The sequence below is a fragment of the Variovorax sp. CCNWLW186 genome, assembly GCF_037203865.1.
Classification (GTDB): domain Bacteria; phylum Pseudomonadota; class Gammaproteobacteria; order Burkholderiales; family Burkholderiaceae_C; genus Variovorax.
This window is the reverse complement of the sequence record NZ_JBBCBO010000016.1, coordinates 79075-95589: the sequence shown is the minus strand read 5'-3', so window position 1 is coordinate 95589 and position 16515 is coordinate 79075. Positions and strand designations below refer to the sequence as shown.

Genomic DNA, 16515 nt, shown 5'->3' with positions numbered 1-16515 from the left:
GGAATCACGGCTTGATGCTCATCCACTTGAAGTACATGAAGTTGTCGGCCAGCTGCACCAGCTCGACCTTCTTGCTCACGCCCCACGCCAGCGACTGCTGGTGCAGCGGCAGGGTGCCGATATCGTCCGCATGGATCTTGAAGGCTTCCTTGATCAGCTCGTTGCGCTTGGTCTTGTCGCTTTCGGACTGGATCTTCTTCGTCAGTTCGTCGAGCTTGGGATTGCAGTACGCACCCAGGTTGAACTGGCCCGTGCCCTTGTCGTCCGGACAGGCGGTGAGCGAGCTCAGCGCGTTGTGCGAGTCGTAGGTGGTCGGGGTCCAGCCCAGCATGTAGAAGCTGGTGTCGCGGCGCAGGATCTTGGGGAAGTAGGTGCCCTTGGTCTCGGCAGCCAGGTTGATCTTGACGTTGATCTTCGCGAGGTTGGCGGCCACGCTCTGGCAGATCTGGCCGTCGTTCACGTAGCGGTCGTTCGGGCAGTTCATCGTCACTTCAAAGCCGTTCGGATAGCCGGCTTCGGTCATGAGCTTCTTGGCGGCCTCGACGTCGAAGGGCAGGCGTTTGTCCTGCTCGGCGGTCCAGCCGTTGATGCCGGGGCCCACCAGGAGGCCGGTCGGACGGGAAGCGCCGCGCATCACGGTGCGCTGGATGCCGGCAATGTCGATGGCCTGGTAGACGGCCTGTCGCACGCGCTTGTCCTTGAACGGATTCTTGCCCTTGATGTTGGAATACAGCAGCTCGTCGCGCTTCTGGTCCATGCCCAGGAAGATGGTGCGCAGTTCAGGGCCGGTAATGACGCGTGCGTTGGGCGCCGCATTGATGCGCGCAATGTCTTGCACGGGCACCGGCTCCATCACGTCGACTTCGCCCGAGACCAGTGCTGCCACGCGCGTGGCCGGGTTGGCGATGGGGGTGAAGACGATTTCTTGCGCGTTGCCGTCGATCTTGCCCCAGTAGGTGCCGTTGCGCGAGAACACGGTGCGCACGTTGGGCTGGCGCTCGCGCACGCGGAACGGGCCTGTGCCGTTGGCCTTGAACGAAGCGGTGTTCTCGATGCCCTTGCGGCGGTCGACAGGCTTGGTGGCCTGGTTTTCCTCGCACCACTTCTTGCTCATGATCATGGTGAGCGAGATCACGTCGGGCAAGATGGGAAACGGGCCGTTGGTTTCGATTTCGACCGCGAGATCGCCGACCTTGCGCACGGCCTTGATGTCGCTCAGCGTGGCGCGAAGGTCGGAACCGTCGCCCTGCGCACGCGCAAAGCTGAACACCACGTCATCGGCGGTGAACGGCGTGCCGTCGTGGAACACCACACCCTTGCGCAGTTCGAAGCGCCAGATGTTCGGCGAGGTCTGCTTCCAGCTGGTAGCGAGGAGCGGCGCGAGGCTCAGGTCCTTGTTGCGCCCCACCAGGGTTTCATAGACGTTGGCGGTCACGCTCAACTGCAGCGACTCGTTGAGCGAGTGCGGATCGAGCGACAGCGCGTCGCCCTGATTGGCGATGCGGATGGTCTGCGCGCTCGCGACCAGGCTGATGGCGCCCAGGGCGCACAGAACGGTGGCCGCGGCCACTTTCTTCTTGAAACTCATTGGGAACACTCCTCGGGTTGGAATCGGAAATACATCAAGGCGTCGCGGTAGCGGCGTCTTTCACGGGCTGCCCGCTGCGGGTAGCAGCCAGCGGCATGCCCTGCTCGATCAACCCCGCATGCAATGCGGCGCCGAGCGGCAGGATCTCGTCGTTGAAGTCATAGCGGCTGTTGTGCAGGAAGGCGCCGTTCTTCGCGTCCTGGCCAATGCGCAAATAGGCGCCTGCTTTTTTCTGCAGCATGAAAGAGAAGTCTTCGGCGCCCATGCTGGGCTCCATGCTGCGGTCGACATTGGAGGCCCCCACCAGCGACTCGGCCACGTCGGCGGCAAACATCGCCTCGGGCGCGGTGTTGATGGTGGCCGGATAGATGCGCTCGTACTTGATGGTGGCGGTGGCGCCAAAGCCCGCGGCCACTGCCGTGCAGAGCTCGGTCAGCCGCTGCTCGACCTGCGCCTGCACACGCGCGCTGAAGGTGCGCACAGTGCCGACGAGCGTGGCCTCGCCCGGAATGACGCTCATCGCGCCCAGGTCGCCCGCCTGCACGGCGCAGATGCTGACGACCGCCGCATCGATGGGACGCACGTTGCGCGAGACGATGGTTTGCGCGGCCGTGATGATGTGCGCGGCAACCACCACCGGATCGATGGTCTGGTACGCATGGGCACCGTGCCCGCCCTTGCCCTTGATCTCGATGGTGATGCGGTCGGCCGCGGCCATCATGGCGCCGCGGTTGATGCCCACGGTGCCGGCCGGCATGCCGGGCCAGTTGTGCATCGCATAGACCGACTGCACCGGAAAGCGGTCGAACAGGCCGTCTTCGATCATCACGCGCGCGCCCGCAAAGCCCTCTTCGCCGGGCTGGAAGATCAGCACCGCGGTGCCGTCGAAGTTGCGGGTCTCGGCCAGGTAGCGCGCCGCGCCGACCAGCATGGCCGTGTGCCCGTCATGCCCGCAGCCGTGCATCAGGCCGTCGTTGGCCGAGCGCCAGCCGAAGTCGTTGTCTTCGCGCATGGGAAGCGCGTCCATGTCGGCGCGCAGGCCGATCATTCGCCTGCTGGCCGTGGACTTGCCGCGGATGACGCCCACCACGCCGGTCTTGCCGATGCCCTCGTGGATCTCGTCCACGCCGCAGGCACGCAGCGCTTCGCGCACGCGGCCGGCCGTGTAGACCTCTTCGAAGCCGAGTTCAGGGTGCGCATGCAGATCGCGGCGAAAGGCCGTGATCTCCGGATAGAAGCTCGCGATGTGCGCAAACGCCCGTCCGGAGGCCTGCAGTCGCGGTGCTGCGACAGCCGTCATCTCAATGTCCTCCCGCCTTGCCAACGCGCAGCCGCGGATCGACCACGAAATACAGCAGGTCGACCACCAGGTTGATCACCACGAAGATCAGCGCAATGAGGCACAGGTACGCCGCCATCACCGGGACGTCGGCAAACGTCACGGCCTGGATGAACAGCAGCCCCATGCCGGGCCACTGGAACACCGACTCGGTGATGATGGCAAAGGCAATCAGGCCGCCGAGCTGCAGGCCTGTGATGGTCATGACCGGCACCAGCGTGTTCTTGAGCGCATGGCCGAAGTGAATGGCGCGGTTCGTCAGGCCGCGAGCCCGCGCAAACTTGATGTAGTCGGTGCGCAAGACCTCGAGCATTTCGGCGCGGACCAACCGCATGATCAGCGTGAGCTGGAAGATGGCGAGCGTTACGGCCGGCAGCACGATGTGATGCCAGCCGTCGGCACGCAGGAGGCCGGTGCTCCACCAGCCGAACTGCACGGTTTCACCGCGCCCAAAGCTCGGGAACCAACCCAGCGTGACGGCAAAGACGAGGATCAGCAAGATCCCGATCAGGAAGGTAGGCAGCGACACGCCGAGCAGCGACACGGTCATGAAGACCTGGCTCAGGAAAGTGCCGCGGCGCAGCGCCGTGTACACGCCCATCGGAATGCCGATGAACAACGCCAGGACGGCAGCAACAAGCGCCAACTCGAGCGTGGCAGGAAAGCGCTCGCCGATGAGGCGCGACACTTTTGCACCCTGGCGCAGGCTCAGGCCGAACTCGCCCTGCGCGGCATTGACGAGAAAGTGCCAGAACTGCACGAAGAAGGGTTGGTCGAGCCCCAATGCGGCGCGCAGCTCGCGAATCTGCTCGGGCTTCGCATCCTGGCCCAGCAGAAAGACGACGGGGTCGCCCACGTATTGAAAGAGAAGAAAGGCAATGAACGCAACCGCGATCATGACGATCACGGCCTGGATCAGGCGGCGCAAGACGAAGGCAATCATTCAGCAAACAGAGTGAGCAGGCATGCTAGCAGTGCAAGGTGCGTGCCCGCACGGTGATTCCCCGGGGGTGCACGCCGATGGTGCGTTTACGTGGGCCAGCGCACCAGCAAAATCCCAATAAAAAAAGCCACTCGACTTTCGTCGAGTGGCTTTTTTCTTTCGATTCAAAGCTGGCCTAAGCCAGCCTCAAATTAGAAAGCGTGACGGATACCGAAGTCGTAGCCGGTCGAGTTGCGGGGGGTGAAGACACCGCCACCGGTCACGAAAGCCGGGCCGCCAACGGTCAGAGCTGCGCCGTTCTTGTTGCTGATGCGAGCAACGGTAGCGTACAGAGCCGTGCGCTTCGACAGGTTGTGCACGTAGCCGAGAGCCAGCTTGCTAGCCTTCGGGTCAGCCACTGCCGGTTCGAACGGGCTTTGGACTTCGTTGAAGTCGTACTTGACGCGCGAGTACGAAGCGCGGATCAGGCCAGCGCCAACCGGCACGGTCACGCCGAGCAGGTAGCCGGTCAGGTCCACGTCAGGACGGCCGCCGGTGAACAGCGGGGTCACTTCGTAGTCAACCTTGTTCTTGGCGCGCGACACTTCACCGAAGAGCTTCACGGGACCGAAGTCATACGAAGCGCCGAGGTTCAGCGTGTTGACCTTGGTGGTCGTGCCGATGTAGAACTGATCGCCAACCGTGCTGCTGCCGTAAGCAATTGCGACGTCCAGCGGGCCGTTGGCGTAGCCGAAGCGGCCACCAACGTAACGGCCTTGACGCGAGTTGTTCGCTGCATCAGGCGTGGCCAGGCCAGGGCTGTACTTGGTCTTCTCGCTGAAGCCGTACTGCACTTGACCGTAGAAACCACCCAGGTTCGGCGGCAGGAAGTAGCCGATGGTGTTGCTGGCGCGGGTGTAGTTGTTAACACCGACGTTCGAGAACGAACCGACGCTAGCCGTGGGCGAGCCGAAGGCACCGAAGGCGCTGTTGGCCGTCGAGATGATGTTGGTACCAACGCCGTTGGTGCCGAACGGATCGAACACGGTGTCGTTCCAGAAGGTCGGGGTGTAGTCGCGGCCGAGGCGGACTTCACCGAAACCACCCGACAGGCTCACGGTCGAGCGGCGAGCAAAGGTTGCAACACCTTCCGAGCCGTCGTCGTTCTTGATCGGGGCTTCGAGCCAGAAGCTGGCTGCCAGGCCACCACCGAGGTCTTCCGTACCACGGAAGCCCAGACGGCTGGAGTTGTAGCCCGAGTTAGCCAGAGCGCGTTGGCTGACCTTGACGCTGCCTTGGTTCAGGTAGGTCGGAATGCCGAAAGCATTGGGGAAAACCGTCGGGTTCTGGTCACGCGAGGTGGACGAGTAGCCGCTGATCGACGCGTCGACCACACCGAACAGCGTGACGGACGACTGAGCCGAGGCAACACCGGCAACAGCCAGGGCAGCCAGAGCAACTAGAGATTTTTTCATTGCAAGTTTCTCCAAGGTTAAACATAGGGCTCCGGTGCGAAGGGCTCACCGTGACTGGCACTTTGTGCTCCCACCGGACCCCGGGCCAACCTCCTTTTGGGAAGTTGATGCTATTGCACCAGAGCCGCTGCGGCAGGGCAAAACAATTCGCCCGAAAACTCAGGTGGCCCATGCGTTTCGTTGCAGTAGTGCAACAAAGGGCTTGAGCGCCCTCCCGAACCACAATGTGAAATGAAACAAGGTTCCGCCCAGCCCATTTTTGCTTGGGTTCAAATAGACGCATGATCTTTTCGCTCGATCCCGCCCTGGCCGCAGCGGATGCGGCCTTACGTACTCTTTTTGCCCGGCCTCACCCCACCCGGGCCATGCCCCAGCCCGCTCAAGTGCCAGGTGAACTGACTGATTCGGAACGCCGCGAAGCCGGCGCGCTGATGCGAGTGAACCACGTGGGAGAAGTGTGCGCACAGGCGCTTTACACCGCCCAGGCCGCGGCGGCACTCGATCCCGTCCTCCGCACCCGATTGCTTGAAGCCTCCCATGAAGAAACCGATCATCTGGCGTGGACGCGGCAGCGCCTTGACGAGCTCGGCGCCCGGCCTTCGGTTCTGAACCCGCTTTGGTATGCGGGCGCATTCGGCTTGGGACTATTGGCCGGTCGCCTGGGGGATCCGCTGAGCCTGGGGTTCGTTGCAGAAACCGAACGCCAGGTTGAAGCCCATCTGGAGAGCCATCTGGGGCGCCTTCCGCCCGCCGACAGCGCCTCACGGGCTGTGGTCGAGCAGATGAAAGTCGATGAAGCCCGCCACGCCGCTCAAGCCATTGACGCCGGAGCCGCGGAACTGCCAGCGCCGGCCAAGACCCTGATGCGGTTCGCCTCCCGCGTCATGACCACGGTGGCACATCGAATCTGAAGCTTGCCGCCTCAGGTTTCGATCAGATCGAAGCTGGTGGTGATCTCGGCTGTCTTTGCAAGCATGATGCTTGCCGAGCAGTAGGTGTCGTGGCTCATTGCAATGGCGCGCTCGACGGCAGCGGCGGGAATGCCCTTGCCCGCGACTGTGAAGTGCATGTGGATCTTCGTGAAGACCTTCGGATCTTTTTCCGCCCGTTCGCTCGTCAGCTTGACGCTGCAGCGCTCCACGCGGTGGCGGCCCCGCTTCAGGATCAGCACCACGTCGTAGGCCGTGCAGCCGCCTGTGCCCGCGAGCACGGTCTCCATGGGCCTGGGGGCGAGGTTTTGCCCACCGTTTTCGGGCTTTGATGCATCCGGCGCGCCATCCATCGTCAATACATGGCCGCTGCCTGTCTCGGCCACGAATCCCATGGCGGAGCGGGTGCCGGCATCGCCGGTCCAACTTACTGTGCATTCCATCTTGTCAGTTCCAATCCAGACATCCAGTGAAAAAAGTTCGCTGAGACATCAATTTGTGTGTGGGAAAAGCGTCACTCGCTTGTTGCAACGCAGCAAACAACCGATATACTTTATTTCATCGCGCACGAAGCCGTGCGCACCGGTTGTCTCCTCCACCCTTCCAATTGGTGGATTTAGCCCCGAGCTGCAAAGCTCGGGGCTTTTTTCTTTGCGGTTACTTCGCGCGTCGACACCCACTCTAGTTTTGGCGCCGAAAGGGCAGTTGCTCTGGCTGCCCTGGCTGTTGCCGGTGTTGCCTCGGCTCAGTCGTCCGTCACGCTTTTCGGTGTGGTCGACGCGTCGATCAGCGGCTACTCGTCCACCTCGCGTGACATGTACAACGGCGCCACGGTCAAGACCAGCAGCCGTGGCCTTTCCAACTCGGGCTACAACTCCAGTCGACTTGGCTTCCGCGGCACCGAAGATCTCGGCGGGGGCCTGGCAGCGAGCTTCTGGCTCGAGGCCCCAATTACCAACGACGACGGCGTCACCGGTGTTTCGACGTTCGCCCGTCGTTCCACCGTGAGCCTTTCGGGTGGTTTCGGCGAAGTTCGCCTTGGCCGCGACTACACTCCAACGTTCTGGAACAACACCGTGTTCGATCCGTTCGGCACCAACGGCGTTGGTACTAGCTTGGTTCAAACGGCCGCCGCTTCGTTCGGCCACCCCACCCGGGCTAGCAACACTGTCGGCTATTTCCTGCCTCCGAATCTGGGTGGCTTCTACGGTCAACTGCAGTACGGCTTCCACGAGCAAACTAAGTACAGCCCTGGCATCGCTACGCCCGACGTGGAAAACAACTCGCGCACTGGGCGCTACGTTGGCGGCCGCTTCGGTTATGCCAACGGTCCTTTGGACGTTGCGCTGGCTTATGGCAGCGCAACTATAGGCGACGACTACTACGCTGGCACGACTGACAAGCTTGACATCCTCAATCTTGGTGCGTCTTATGACTTCGGCCCCGCGAAGCTCTTCGGCGAATACTCACGGTCCAAGCTTAAGACCGAGATTGACAACAACATCTCGAACAATCCGATGTCCTTCACGTCGGCCAAGCTCAACGGTTGGCTGCTCGGCGTGACGGTTCCCGTGGGCGCCGGTTTGATCCGAGCATCGTATTCGGGTGTGAAATACAAATCGAGCTTTGAAAACTCACTTATCGACGATCCGAGAGCCGCAAAGCTCGCACTCGGCTATGTACACAACCTTTCCAAGCGTACAGCCCTATATGCAACAGTCGCTCGCATCCGCAACAAGGATGGGGCAGGCCTGACCGTTGGCGGCCCCATGTTCATCGGCAATGGGATCTTCGCGCCTAGGACCTCGACCGGCTACGACTTCGGCATCCGCCACGCTTTCTGATCACCGTCTGATCCGATGCTGGCTCCAGCCAGTTCGAGTCGATTCAGTGTCAAGCCGCCCAGCGCAAGCCGGGCGGCTTTTTGGCGTTGTCGTTGCTCAGCTCACGCGACCGCGCCTGCTTTGCAGCAGCCCCACATTCATTTCTCCGTTCAGCACCGAAGCGTAGAACCGTTCGACCATGTTCACGCTGGTGCGCGCGTTGCGCGCCAAGGTCAGCATGTCGATGCCTTGCCCGTACAACAGCCGCAACGTGATCGCGGTGTGGCGCAGGCAATAGAGCGTTCTCGATTGGCCGAGCGGACCTTTCTCCAGCGCCGTCACCTCGAGAGCCCAATGGAAAAGAAAGTTGAGCACCGCGAGCGCGTGTTCACGATTCTTCAATTGCGGCATGAAGATGTAGTCTTCCGCACCGCCACAGCCTTGCTCGCGACGATGAGCAAGCAGGCATTCATAAACCCGCACAGCCGGACGCAAGCTCACGATGGGCTGGCTGTGCCGCTTGGTTTCGGGCAAATTCATTCGCAAATAGACGTGCTTTCCGCGCACGGTCTCTATGTGCTTGTGCTTCATGAGCTTGATGTCGCTCGGACGAACGAAGGTGTTCACCATCCAGCGAATCAACCAGGGAAGCTCCTCCGGCATGACGAGCAACTCGCGCGCAATCCAGAAGCGCTCGCCAGAGTTGAGCTCATCGAGCACCGGATGCGGTTGCCCGCGCAACCTGCGTGCAGCCGCCACAACGGCACGGTACTCCGCAACGCTGAAGCTGCCGCGCGGCTGACTGCGCACCTTGACCTTCGGAAACGCAGGTGCGCTGCGAAGCACACCGATGTTCACGCCATGCGTGATCACCTTGCGCAGCAGCACCAGGTACTGCGCAATGGTCGTGCTGGTGAAGCCCTGTTCTCCCAGATGGTCGATCAGGCGTTGCGCGTCAGGCGTAGCAAATGCCTGCGCCTGCACGGCACCCAGCAGCGGAACGATGTGGGCCCGCAACCGGTTGCCCATCACCTGCCAGGTGGGCCGTCCAATCTCGCCGCGTTGCACGCGCGCAGCCTCTGCCTGCATCAATCCTTTGGAAAGGTCGCTGACAGAAACTGATAACAAATTTTGCTCATTTGTTAACTGATTTGCGGGCGCATGAATCGCGGGATAAGCACGCGCAAAAAATCCCGAATCGTTCGCAGCTGGGGCTCTTTGACTGAGGTTTATGACATTTGTGTCCATGTCATATCCGCAAGCAATCCCGATGCCTCTTATCATCGTCAGTTATCAAATGAAAACTCCCTTGGAAAAAATCGTGCGCGATGCCCCTGTTCCGGCGCTGACGCCTGCCGACTATCTCAGAAAAATTCTGAACGCCCGCGTTTACGACGTGGCGGTCGAATCCGCGCTCGAGAAGGCCAATGCGCTGAGCCAGCGGCTCGGCAACACGGTGCTGCTCAAGCGCGAAGATCAGCAACCGGTCTTCAGCTTCAAGCTGCGCGGCGCATACAACAAGATGGCGCACCTCACGCCCGAGCAGCTGGCGAGTGGGGTCATCTGCGCATCGGCCGGCAATCACGCGCAAGGCGTGGCACTGGGCGCACGCAAGCTGGGTACGCGCGCGGTGGTGGTCATGCCGGTGACGACACCCCGGCTCAAGATCGATGCGGTGCGCGGTTTCGGCGGCGAAGTCGTGCTGCATGGCGACAGCTATTCCGATGCCTATCTGCATGCACTCGAGTTGCAGGCGCAGCAAGGCCTGACCTTCGTGCATCCGTTCGATGACCCCGACGTGATTGCGGGCCAAGGCACCATCGCGATGGAAATCCTGCGCCAGCATCAAGGCCGGCTCGATGCAGTCTTCGTTGCCATCGGCGGCGGTGGACTCATCTCGGGCGTGGCCAACTACATCAAGGCGGTGCGTCCGGAGATCAAGGTGATCGGCGTGCAGATGAACGATTCCGACGCAATGATGCAATCGGTGGCGGCGCGCCAACGCGTGAGCCTGCCCGACGTCGGGCTGTTTTCAGACGGCACCGCCGTCAAGCTTGTGGGCGAGGAGACATTTCGCATCGCCAGCAACCTGGTCGATGAATACATCGCGGTCGATACCGACGCCGTCTGCGCAGCCATCAAGGACGTCTTCGTCGACACCCGCAGCATCGTCGAACCGGCGGGCGCACTCGCGGTGGCCGCCATCAAACAATACGTGGCCGGGCACGGCCGCCATGGCGAAACCTACGCAGCCATCTTGTGCGGCGCCAACATGAACTTCGACCGGCTGCGCTTCGTGGCCGAGCGCGCCGAGGTCGGTGAAGAGCGCGAGGCGCTGTTCGCTGTGACCATTCCCGAAGAGCGCGGCAGCTTCCGCCGTTTTTGCGAACTGGTCGGCGAAATGCCGGCCAGCGAATCGCAAGAGGCGGGCTCCACCGGCGGTGCGCTGCGCAACGTGACGGAGTTCAACTACCGCATCAGCGACGCGGCCAAGGCGCATGTGTTCGTGGGCCTGACCACGTCGACGCGCGGCGAATCGACCCTGATCGCACAGACCTTCAACGCCCACGGCTTCGATGCGCTCGACCTCACGCACGACGAGCTCGCCAAGGAACATCTGCGGCATCTGGTGGGCGGGCGTACGGGCCTGGCACATGACGAGCGGCTGCTGCGATTCGTTTTCCCTGAACGGCCGGGCGCGCTGCTCAAGTTTTTGAACCTGATGCGGCCGAACTGGAACATCAGCCTCTTCCACTACCGCAACCAGGGCGCGGACTATGGCCGCATCCTGGTGGGCTTGCAGGTGCCGGCCAGCGATGCGGCCGCCTTCGACGCTTTCCTCGAAACGCTGGGCTATCCCTACGTCGAGGAAACCGCGAATCCGGCGTATCGCCTGTTCCTGCAGGCCTGACCGAGCCCTCGCTTATTGCGCGAGTTGCGCAGGTGCCGGCGGTGGCATCTGTTGCGATTGCTGCGGTTGCTGCATTTGCTGCATTTGCTGCGCAGCCGGATCGGCGGGCGGCGGCGCCATCACCGGGGGAACCGTGGCCGGAAAAAGTCCGCTGGGCCGGGCCGCCGGGGAAGGCGCAGCCGGCATCGTCGGCAAGCCCGGGCTGCCGACACTGATCGGCGCCCGCACCGGCAACTGCAGCGTGAATGCCGCCGGGCCCTGCGCACTGGTGCCGAGCGTCGCCGCGCGCACCCCCACCGACTGCAGCACGTAGTTGTCGCCAACGCGCGAACCGACCCGGAACGGCCGCGGAGGCTTGCCATCGATCGAAATCAGCGCGGCTCCCTGGTTGAACGGGTCCGCCACCACGCCCGAGAGCGCAAAGCGGCTGGCCGCCTCGGGCGTCGCGGGTGCCGCGTCCGATGCCGAAACTGCGCCGAGCAGCCGCGCGACCGCCTCCGCATCGGCCGAAACCGCCGCGCGCGGCATTGTTGCCGCCGCGGCCACGGGCTCGGCCGGGCTCGCGAGCCGCAGTCCCCAGAACACCGCGGCGCCGGCCGCCAGCGCCCAGAGCCCCGTGGTTGCAACGGGGGCGTGCCAGCGGGCGGCGGAATAGGGACTTGTCATGGCCGCGGATTATCATGCAGCGCGCTTTCCGAAACATGTCATCCAAGCTATGAAAAAAATCCTTCGCGACGCAGCCCGCACCGCCCAGCGCGGCTTCACGCTGATCGAATTGATGGTGGTGCTGGTCATCATCGGCGTGCTCGCCGCGCTGATCGTGCCGAACGTGATCGAGCGCGCCGACGACGCCCGCGTGACCGCCGCCAAGACCGACATCAACAACCTGATGCAGGCGCTCAAGCTCTACCGCCTGGACAACCAGCGCTACCCCACCGCCGAGCAAGGCCTGCAGGCGCTGCTCACGCGTCCGACCGCCGGCCCGGCCGCCCCCAACTGGAAGCCCTATGTCGAGAAGCTGCCGAACGATCCGTGGGGCCATCCGTACCAATACATGAATCCGGGTATCAAGGGCGAAATCGACGTGCTCTCGCTCGGCGCCGATGGCCAGGCCGGCGGCGAGGGCAAGAATGCCGACATCGGCAGCTGGCAGTAGCCACCGCACCCGCGGCTTCACGCTGCTCGAGCTGATCGTGGTGATCGCGATCATCGCGATGGCCACTGCCGGCGTGAGCTTTGCGCTGCGCGACAGCAGCGCCGCCACGCTCGACCGCGAGGCCGACCGGCTGGCCGCGCTGCTCGAATCGGCCCGTGCCCAGTCGCGCGCAAGCGGCGTGGCGGTGCGGTGGCGCCTCGTGGAAGGCGGCAGCTTCGTGTTCGACGGATTGCCTCCCGATGCACTGCCCAGTGGATGGGCCGCGAACGGCATCAGCGCCCAGGCGGCGCTGGCCAACGGCGCACCCATCGCCGCCGTGCAGCTGGGCCCCGATCCGATCATTGCCGCGCAGCAGATCGTGCTGTATTCCGAAGGCCCGCCCGCGCGTTCGCTGCGCATCGCAACCGACGGCTTGCGGCCCTTCACCGTCACCACGCCATGAGCATCCGGCAGCGTTCGGCATGCGGCGGATTCACGCTGATCGAAGTGCTGATTGCGCTCGGCATCGTCGCGCTGGCGCTCGCGGCGGGCTCGCAGGCCACCATGTCGCTCACGCGAAATGCGCAGCGCCAGTCGGACCTGCTGCTGGCCGACCTGTGCGCGGAAAACGAACTCGCCAAGGCGCGGCTCGCGCGGCAAATGCCGGCCGTGGGCGATTCGGGTTCGATCTGTGTGCAGGCCGGCGTCTCGTTCAACGTGACCACCTCCACCATCGCCACGCTGAACCCGAACTTCCGACGGGTGGACGTGCAGGTGCGCGATGAAACCAACGCGCCGGTGCTGCGCATCTCGACCGTGGTGGGCCGCTTCTGATGCGCCGCATCGCAGGCCAGCGAAGCCGCCAGGGCTTCACTCTCATCGAGTTGCTGGTGGCCATCGCCGTGATGGCGCTGCTGGCGCTCGTGAGCTGGCGTGGGCTCGACGGCATGTCGCGCGCCACCACCCAGAACCAGCAACGCGCCGACGCGGTGCTGACGCTACAGACCACGCTGGCGCAATGGAGCGCCGATCTCGACGCCGTGACCGCGCTCGCGCAAACCCGCCCCATCGACTGGAACGGCCGCGTGCTTCGGCTCACCCGGCGCGGCAGCGATGCGGCGGCGCCCGCCATGCATGTGGTGGCATGGACGCTGCGCTCCGGCGCCGACGGCACCCGCTGGCGGCGCTGGCAATCGCCGCCCTTCACCACGCGCGGTGAATGGCAGCAGGCCTGGAACATGGCCGCCTCTTGGGCGCAGGAAGGCGGCGCCGGAGACGTCGCGCTGATGCCGGTCGACAGCTGGCAGCTCTACTACTTTCGCGAAAACACCTGGACGCCCGCTGGCGAGTTGCCGACCGGTGCGCCCAATCCGGCGAACCCGTCCAACCCCACAGGCGCCATCGTGAACATGCCCGACGGCATTCGCCTGGTGCTGGGCCTCGCTCCCGGCGAAGGGCTGGCTGGCACGCTCACGCGCGACTGGGTCAAGCCCACGGTGGGGGCTCCGCGATCATGACCGCGCCCTTCTTTACAAGCCGCCGATGCTCGCATCGCCAACGCGGCGCCGCATTGCTCGCGGCAATGCTCACCGTGATGCTGGTCGCAACCTTCTCCGCCGCGGCGATGTGGCAGCAATGGCGTTCGTCCGAAGTCGAAGCCGCCGAGCGCGGGCGCGTGCAGGCGGCATGGGTGCTGATCGGCGCGCTCGACTGGTCGCGCCTCATCCTGCGCGAAGACGCCCTCACCGGTGGGCCCGACCACCTGGCCGAGCCTTGGGCCGTGCCGCTCGCGGAGGCGCGGCTCACCAGCTTTCTGTCGGCCGAGAAAAACGTGGCGAGCGACAACCTCGAAGGGCTGCCGGACGCGTTCCTGTCGGGCCGCGTCGTCGATGCGCAATCGAAGCTCAACGTGCTGTCGCTGGTGGACGGCAACAAGCCGGTGCCGGCGAGCGTTGCCACCTTCACCAAGCTGTTCAACATCCTGGGCCTGCCGGCCTCGGAGCTCAGCGTGATGACAAGCTCGCTCGTGCGCGCCCTGGCAACAAGTACCGACCCGGCCGGCGGCGGGGATGCCGGCACCGCGCCGCTCATGCCGCAAGAGGTGTCGCAGCTGGTGTGGCTCGGCCTTTCGCCCTCGACCGCGGCCGCCCTCGAGCCCTACGTGACGATCCTGCCGATTCGCACCCCCCTGAACATCAACACCGCAAGCGCCGAGGCCATCAGCGCCAGCTTGCCTTCCCTCACCATCAGCGATGCGCGCCAGCTGGTCGAGAAGCGCACCCGCTCGTTCTTCAAGCAGATTGCCGACGCCAACACAGCCCTTCCGAACGGCGGCGCACAGTTCAACGCCGCCCAGCACAGCGTGAGCACCCAGTTCTTCGAGGTCTACGGCCGGCTGCGGCTCGACCGCACCTGGGTCGAAGAGCGCTCGCTGCTGCAGCGCGACGGAGTCACCGTGAAGACGATCTGGCGCAATCGCGGGGCCGGCATGACGGCCCCTCCGGCTAAACCCTGAGTGCGGCTTCTTCCACCAGTTTTTTTACCCCAAAAGCATCGCCCAGTGCCCGTCGCATCTACGTCACACGCTACAAATAAAGTAGCGCCCGCGCAATAACCGCGCCCCTACAATCACCCGCCCTTCCGAAATCGAAATGACACCGCTGTTGCTCATTGCCCCCCTCCCTCCGGCGGACGCCGCGGGCGAGTACGACTGGGCCCAGGCAGGCGACGACGGCATCGCTTTGCGCAACCATGGCCGCGCGCTGCTCGCGCTGCTGCCGGCCAGCGCGGAAGTCACCCTCGGCATTCCCGCCGCCGCGCTCTCATGGCACCGCGTCACCCTGCCCAAGGGCAGCATGGGCAGCACTTCCAAGCTGCGCGCCGTGCTCGACGGCCTGCTCGAGGAGCACCTGCTCGACGAACCCGAGGCATTGCACTTTGCGCTCGAGCCCGATGCCAAGGCCGGCGCGCCGGTGTGGGTGGCGGCCTGCAACCGCATCTGGCTGCGCAGCGTGGTGCAGGGGCTCGAGTCGGCGGGGCGGCGCGTGGTGCGCATCGTTCCTGAATTCGCACCCCAGCCGGCCGACGGTCCGCCGCTCTTGCAGATCACCGGCGAAGCCGAGGCGCCGCAGCTCACGGTGTGCGATGCCGACGGCGTGGTCTCGCTGCCGCTCGCGGGTGCCGGGCTGGCGCTGTCCGGCAGCCTGCCGCTCGACACCGCGGTCATCACCGCCGAACCCGCCGTCGCCGAAGCTGCCGAGCAACTGCTCGAGCGCCGCCTGCCCATCGTGCAGGCGCCCCAGCGCTGGCTGCAGGCCACGCGCTCGCCCTGGGAGCTTGCGCAGTTCGACCTCGCCGTCACGGGCCGCGCGCGCGCCGGCAAGAAATTTGCATCGGTGGTCCAGACACTTCGCTTCGCGCCCGAATGGCGCGCCGCGCGCTGGGGCGTCATCGCCCTGCTGCTCACCCAACTGGTCGGCCTCAACGCCTGGGCCTGGAAGGAACGCAATGCCCTCGACGCCAAACGCCAGGCCGTCAAGACCATGCTGACCGAGACCTTTCCCTCCGTGAAGCTGGTGGTCGATGCGCCCGTGCAAATGGCCCGCGAAGTCGCGGCGCTGCAGCAGGCCGTGGGCGACGTGGCCGGCAGCGACTTCGAACCGATGATCGGCGCGCTCGCCGCCAATCTCCCGCCGGGCCGCGTACCCACCGCCGTCGATTACAGCGCTGGCCAGCTGCGCCTGCGCGGATTGGGCCTGCAGCCTTCCGAGCTCACGCGGCTCTCCGGTGCCATGGGCCCGCGCGGCTACAGCGTGCGCTCCGAAGGCGATCTGCTGCTGGTGCAAGCCGAGGCTTCGCGATGAACCTCAGCGAACAACTCCGTACCCGCTGGGCTGCGCTCGAGATGCGCGAACGGCGCATGGTGGCCATTGCGCTCACGCTCGTGGTGCTCGCCCTGCTGTGGTGGATTGCGCTCGCCCCCGCGTTGCGCACGCTCGCTGCGGCGCCGGCCGAACACGCGCGGCTCGACGCGCAACTGCAGCAGATGGCCACCTTGCAGAATCGCGCAAAGGCGCTGCAGGCCCAGCCCCGCCTGACCCGGGACGATGCGCTGCGCGCCCTCGAAACTTCCGTGCGCCAGAGCCTGGGCACCAATGCCCAGCTCATCACGACCAGCGGCGACGGTGCCGCCACCGTCACGCTGCGCGCCACGCCGGACGAACTGGCCCAGTGGCTCTCGCAGGCACGCGGCAACGCCCACGCCGTGCCGCGCGAAGCCCACCTGGCCCGGGCCGCCGCGACGCCGCCGGCGGCGGGCAGCAAAGACCCGCAACCCCCGAAGGTGCGCTGGGAGGGCACGCTGGTGATGGCGCTGCCCGCGGCCCGTTGAGCA

Annotated in this window: 17 protein-coding genes; 10 read left to right on the top strand and 7 right to left on the bottom strand. The window is 64.7% G+C overall.

Annotated features, from left to right (window positions below; genetic code table 11):
- Positions 1-4: 4 nt before the first annotated feature.
- The 4 genes from V9K97_RS18970 to V9K97_RS18955 form a co-directional block, all read right to left on the bottom strand.
- On the bottom strand, positions 5-1588 hold the full coding sequence (locus V9K97_RS18970) for an ABC transporter substrate-binding protein (RefSeq protein WP_258504322.1): 1584 nt from the start codon (positions 1586-1588) through the stop codon (positions 5-7).
- Positions 1589-1622: 34 nt separating this feature from the next.
- Entirely contained in the window at positions 1623-2888 is a 1266-nt protein-coding gene (locus V9K97_RS18965) for a M20 aminoacylase family protein (protein WP_337298110.1), read from the bottom strand.
- Between the two features lies 1 nt (position 2889).
- Positions 2890-3870 carry an ABC transporter permease gene (locus tag V9K97_RS18960; protein WP_126745470.1) on the bottom strand — a complete coding sequence of 327 codons (981 nt, stop codon included), beginning with the start codon at positions 3868-3870 and terminating at the stop codon, positions 2890-2892.
- 191 nt (positions 3871-4061) lie between these two features.
- Complete coding sequence (locus V9K97_RS18955) at positions 4062-5324, bottom strand: porin (protein ID WP_258504320.1); 1263 nt, start codon at positions 5322-5324, stop codon at positions 4062-4064.
- Positions 5325-5605: 281 nt separating this feature from the next.
- On the opposite strand from V9K97_RS18955, the gene coq7 reads away from it, so the two are divergent.
- Positions 5606-6235 (top strand): 2-polyprenyl-3-methyl-6-methoxy-1,4-benzoquinone monooxygenase, encoded by a 630-nt coding sequence (gene coq7, locus V9K97_RS18950; RefSeq protein ID WP_337319969.1) that lies wholly within the window; start codon positions 5606-5608, stop codon positions 6233-6235.
- Positions 6236-6246: 11 nt separating this feature from the next.
- Here the strand turns inward: coq7 and V9K97_RS18945 are convergent, their stop codons facing one another.
- The gene (locus V9K97_RS18945) at positions 6247-6696 is read right to left on the bottom strand and encodes an OsmC family protein (RefSeq protein WP_337298106.1); all 450 of its coding nucleotides are present in this window, start codon (positions 6694-6696) and stop codon (positions 6247-6249) included.
- A gap of 267 nt (positions 6697-6963) precedes the next feature.
- Here V9K97_RS18945 and V9K97_RS18940 point away from each other — a divergent pair, with 267 nt between their 5' ends.
- Positions 6964-8097: a porin gene (locus V9K97_RS18940; protein WP_337320001.1), complete on the top strand. Its 1134-nt coding sequence runs from the start codon at positions 6964-6966 to the stop codon at positions 8095-8097.
- Positions 8098-8193: 96 nt separating this feature from the next.
- Here the strand turns inward: V9K97_RS18940 and V9K97_RS18935 are convergent, their stop codons facing one another.
- Positions 8194-9324, bottom strand: a complete 1131-nt coding sequence (locus tag V9K97_RS18935; protein ID WP_337319967.1) for a hypothetical protein — start codon at positions 9322-9324, stop codon at positions 8194-8196.
- A gap of 49 nt (positions 9325-9373) precedes the next feature.
- Here V9K97_RS18935 and ilvA point away from each other — a divergent pair, with 49 nt between their 5' ends.
- Positions 9374-10987 (top strand): threonine ammonia-lyase, biosynthetic, encoded by a 1614-nt coding sequence (gene ilvA / locus V9K97_RS18930; RefSeq protein ID WP_337319966.1) that lies wholly within the window; start codon positions 9374-9376, stop codon positions 10985-10987.
- A gap of 12 nt (positions 10988-10999) precedes the next feature.
- Here the strand turns inward: ilvA and V9K97_RS18925 are convergent, their stop codons facing one another.
- On the bottom strand, positions 11000-11653 hold the full coding sequence (locus V9K97_RS18925) for a type II secretion system protein N (RefSeq protein WP_337319964.1): 654 nt from the start codon (positions 11651-11653) through the stop codon (positions 11000-11002).
- 49 nt (positions 11654-11702) lie between these two features.
- Here V9K97_RS18925 and gspG point away from each other — a divergent pair, with 49 nt between their 5' ends.
- The 7 genes from gspG to gspM all read left to right on the top strand — a co-directional run bounded on the left by gspG (position 11703) and on the right by gspM (position 16512).
- Positions 11703-12143, top strand: coding sequence for a type II secretion system major pseudopilin GspG (gene gspG, locus V9K97_RS18920; RefSeq protein ID WP_258504315.1), 441 nt, complete (start codon positions 11703-11705; stop codon positions 12141-12143).
- The gene (locus V9K97_RS18915) at positions 12118-12585 is read left to right on the top strand and encodes a GspH/FimT family pseudopilin (RefSeq protein WP_337319963.1); all 468 of its coding nucleotides are present in this window, start codon (positions 12118-12120) and stop codon (positions 12583-12585) included. The genes gspG and V9K97_RS18915 overlap by 26 nt, the downstream gene beginning before the upstream one ends.
- Positions 12582-12956 (top strand): type II secretion system minor pseudopilin GspI, encoded by a 375-nt coding sequence (gspI, locus tag V9K97_RS18910; protein ID WP_258504313.1) that lies wholly within the window; start codon positions 12582-12584, stop codon positions 12954-12956. The genes V9K97_RS18915 and gspI overlap by 4 nt, the downstream gene beginning before the upstream one ends.
- Positions 12956-13639, top strand: coding sequence for a PulJ/GspJ family protein (locus tag V9K97_RS18905; RefSeq protein WP_337319961.1), 684 nt, complete (start codon positions 12956-12958; stop codon positions 13637-13639). The genes gspI and V9K97_RS18905 overlap by 1 nt, the downstream gene beginning before the upstream one ends.
- Positions 13636-14637 (top strand): type II secretion system minor pseudopilin GspK, encoded by a 1002-nt coding sequence (gene gspK, locus V9K97_RS18900; protein WP_337319960.1) that lies wholly within the window; start codon positions 13636-13638, stop codon positions 14635-14637. Before V9K97_RS18905 ends, gspK begins: the two co-directional genes overlap by 4 nt.
- Before the next feature lie 136 nt (positions 14638-14773).
- On the top strand, positions 14774-15985 hold the full coding sequence (gene gspL, locus V9K97_RS18895) for a type II secretion system protein GspL (protein ID WP_337319958.1): 1212 nt from the start codon (positions 14774-14776) through the stop codon (positions 15983-15985).
- Positions 15982-16512: a type II secretion system protein GspM gene (gspM, locus tag V9K97_RS18890; protein ID WP_337298098.1), complete on the top strand. Its 531-nt coding sequence runs from the start codon at positions 15982-15984 to the stop codon at positions 16510-16512. The genes gspL and gspM overlap by 4 nt, the downstream gene beginning before the upstream one ends.
- The last annotated feature ends 3 nt before the right edge of the window (positions 16513-16515 follow it).

Excerpts from the sequence above, each read along its gene's own strand:
- V9K97_RS18970 (WP_258504322.1), bottom strand. The coding sequence starts at position 1,588 with ATGAGTTTCAAGAAGAAAGTGGCCGCGGCCACCGTTCTGTGCGCCCTG.
- V9K97_RS18965 (WP_337298110.1), bottom strand. The coding sequence starts at position 2,888 with ATGACGGCTGTCGCAGCACCGCGACTGCAGGCCTCCGGACGGGCGTTT.
- V9K97_RS18960 (WP_126745470.1), bottom strand. The coding sequence starts at position 3,870 with ATGATTGCCTTCGTCTTGCGCCGCCTGATCCAGGCCGTGATCGTCATG.
- V9K97_RS18955 (WP_258504320.1), bottom strand. The coding sequence starts at position 5,324 with ATGAAAAAATCTCTAGTTGCTCTGGCTGCCCTGGCTGTTGCCGGTGTT.
- coq7 (WP_337319969.1), top strand. The coding sequence starts at position 5,606 with ATGATCTTTTCGCTCGATCCCGCCCTGGCCGCAGCGGATGCGGCCTTA.
- V9K97_RS18945 (WP_337298106.1), bottom strand. The coding sequence starts at position 6,696 with ATGGAATGCACAGTAAGTTGGACCGGCGATGCCGGCACCCGCTCCGCC.
- V9K97_RS18935 (WP_337319967.1), bottom strand. The coding sequence starts at position 9,324 with ATGGACACAAATGTCATAAACCTCAGTCAAAGAGCCCCAGCTGCGAAC.
- ilvA (WP_337319966.1), top strand. The coding sequence starts at position 9,374 with ATGAAAACTCCCTTGGAAAAAATCGTGCGCGATGCCCCTGTTCCGGCG.
- V9K97_RS18925 (WP_337319964.1), bottom strand. The coding sequence starts at position 11,653 with ATGACAAGTCCCTATTCCGCCGCCCGCTGGCACGCCCCCGTTGCAACC.
- gspG (WP_258504315.1), top strand. The coding sequence starts at position 11,703 with ATGAAAAAAATCCTTCGCGACGCAGCCCGCACCGCCCAGCGCGGCTTC.
- V9K97_RS18915 (WP_337319963.1), top strand. The coding sequence starts at position 12,118 with ATGCCGACATCGGCAGCTGGCAGTAGCCACCGCACCCGCGGCTTCACG.
- gspI (WP_258504313.1), top strand. The coding sequence starts at position 12,582 with ATGAGCATCCGGCAGCGTTCGGCATGCGGCGGATTCACGCTGATCGAA.
- V9K97_RS18905 (WP_337319961.1), top strand. The coding sequence starts at position 12,956 with ATGCGCCGCATCGCAGGCCAGCGAAGCCGCCAGGGCTTCACTCTCATC.
- gspK (WP_337319960.1), top strand. The coding sequence starts at position 13,636 with ATGACCGCGCCCTTCTTTACAAGCCGCCGATGCTCGCATCGCCAACGC.
- gspL (WP_337319958.1), top strand. The coding sequence starts at position 14,774 with ATGACACCGCTGTTGCTCATTGCCCCCCTCCCTCCGGCGGACGCCGCG.
- gspM (WP_337298098.1), top strand. The coding sequence starts at position 15,982 with ATGAACCTCAGCGAACAACTCCGTACCCGCTGGGCTGCGCTCGAGATG.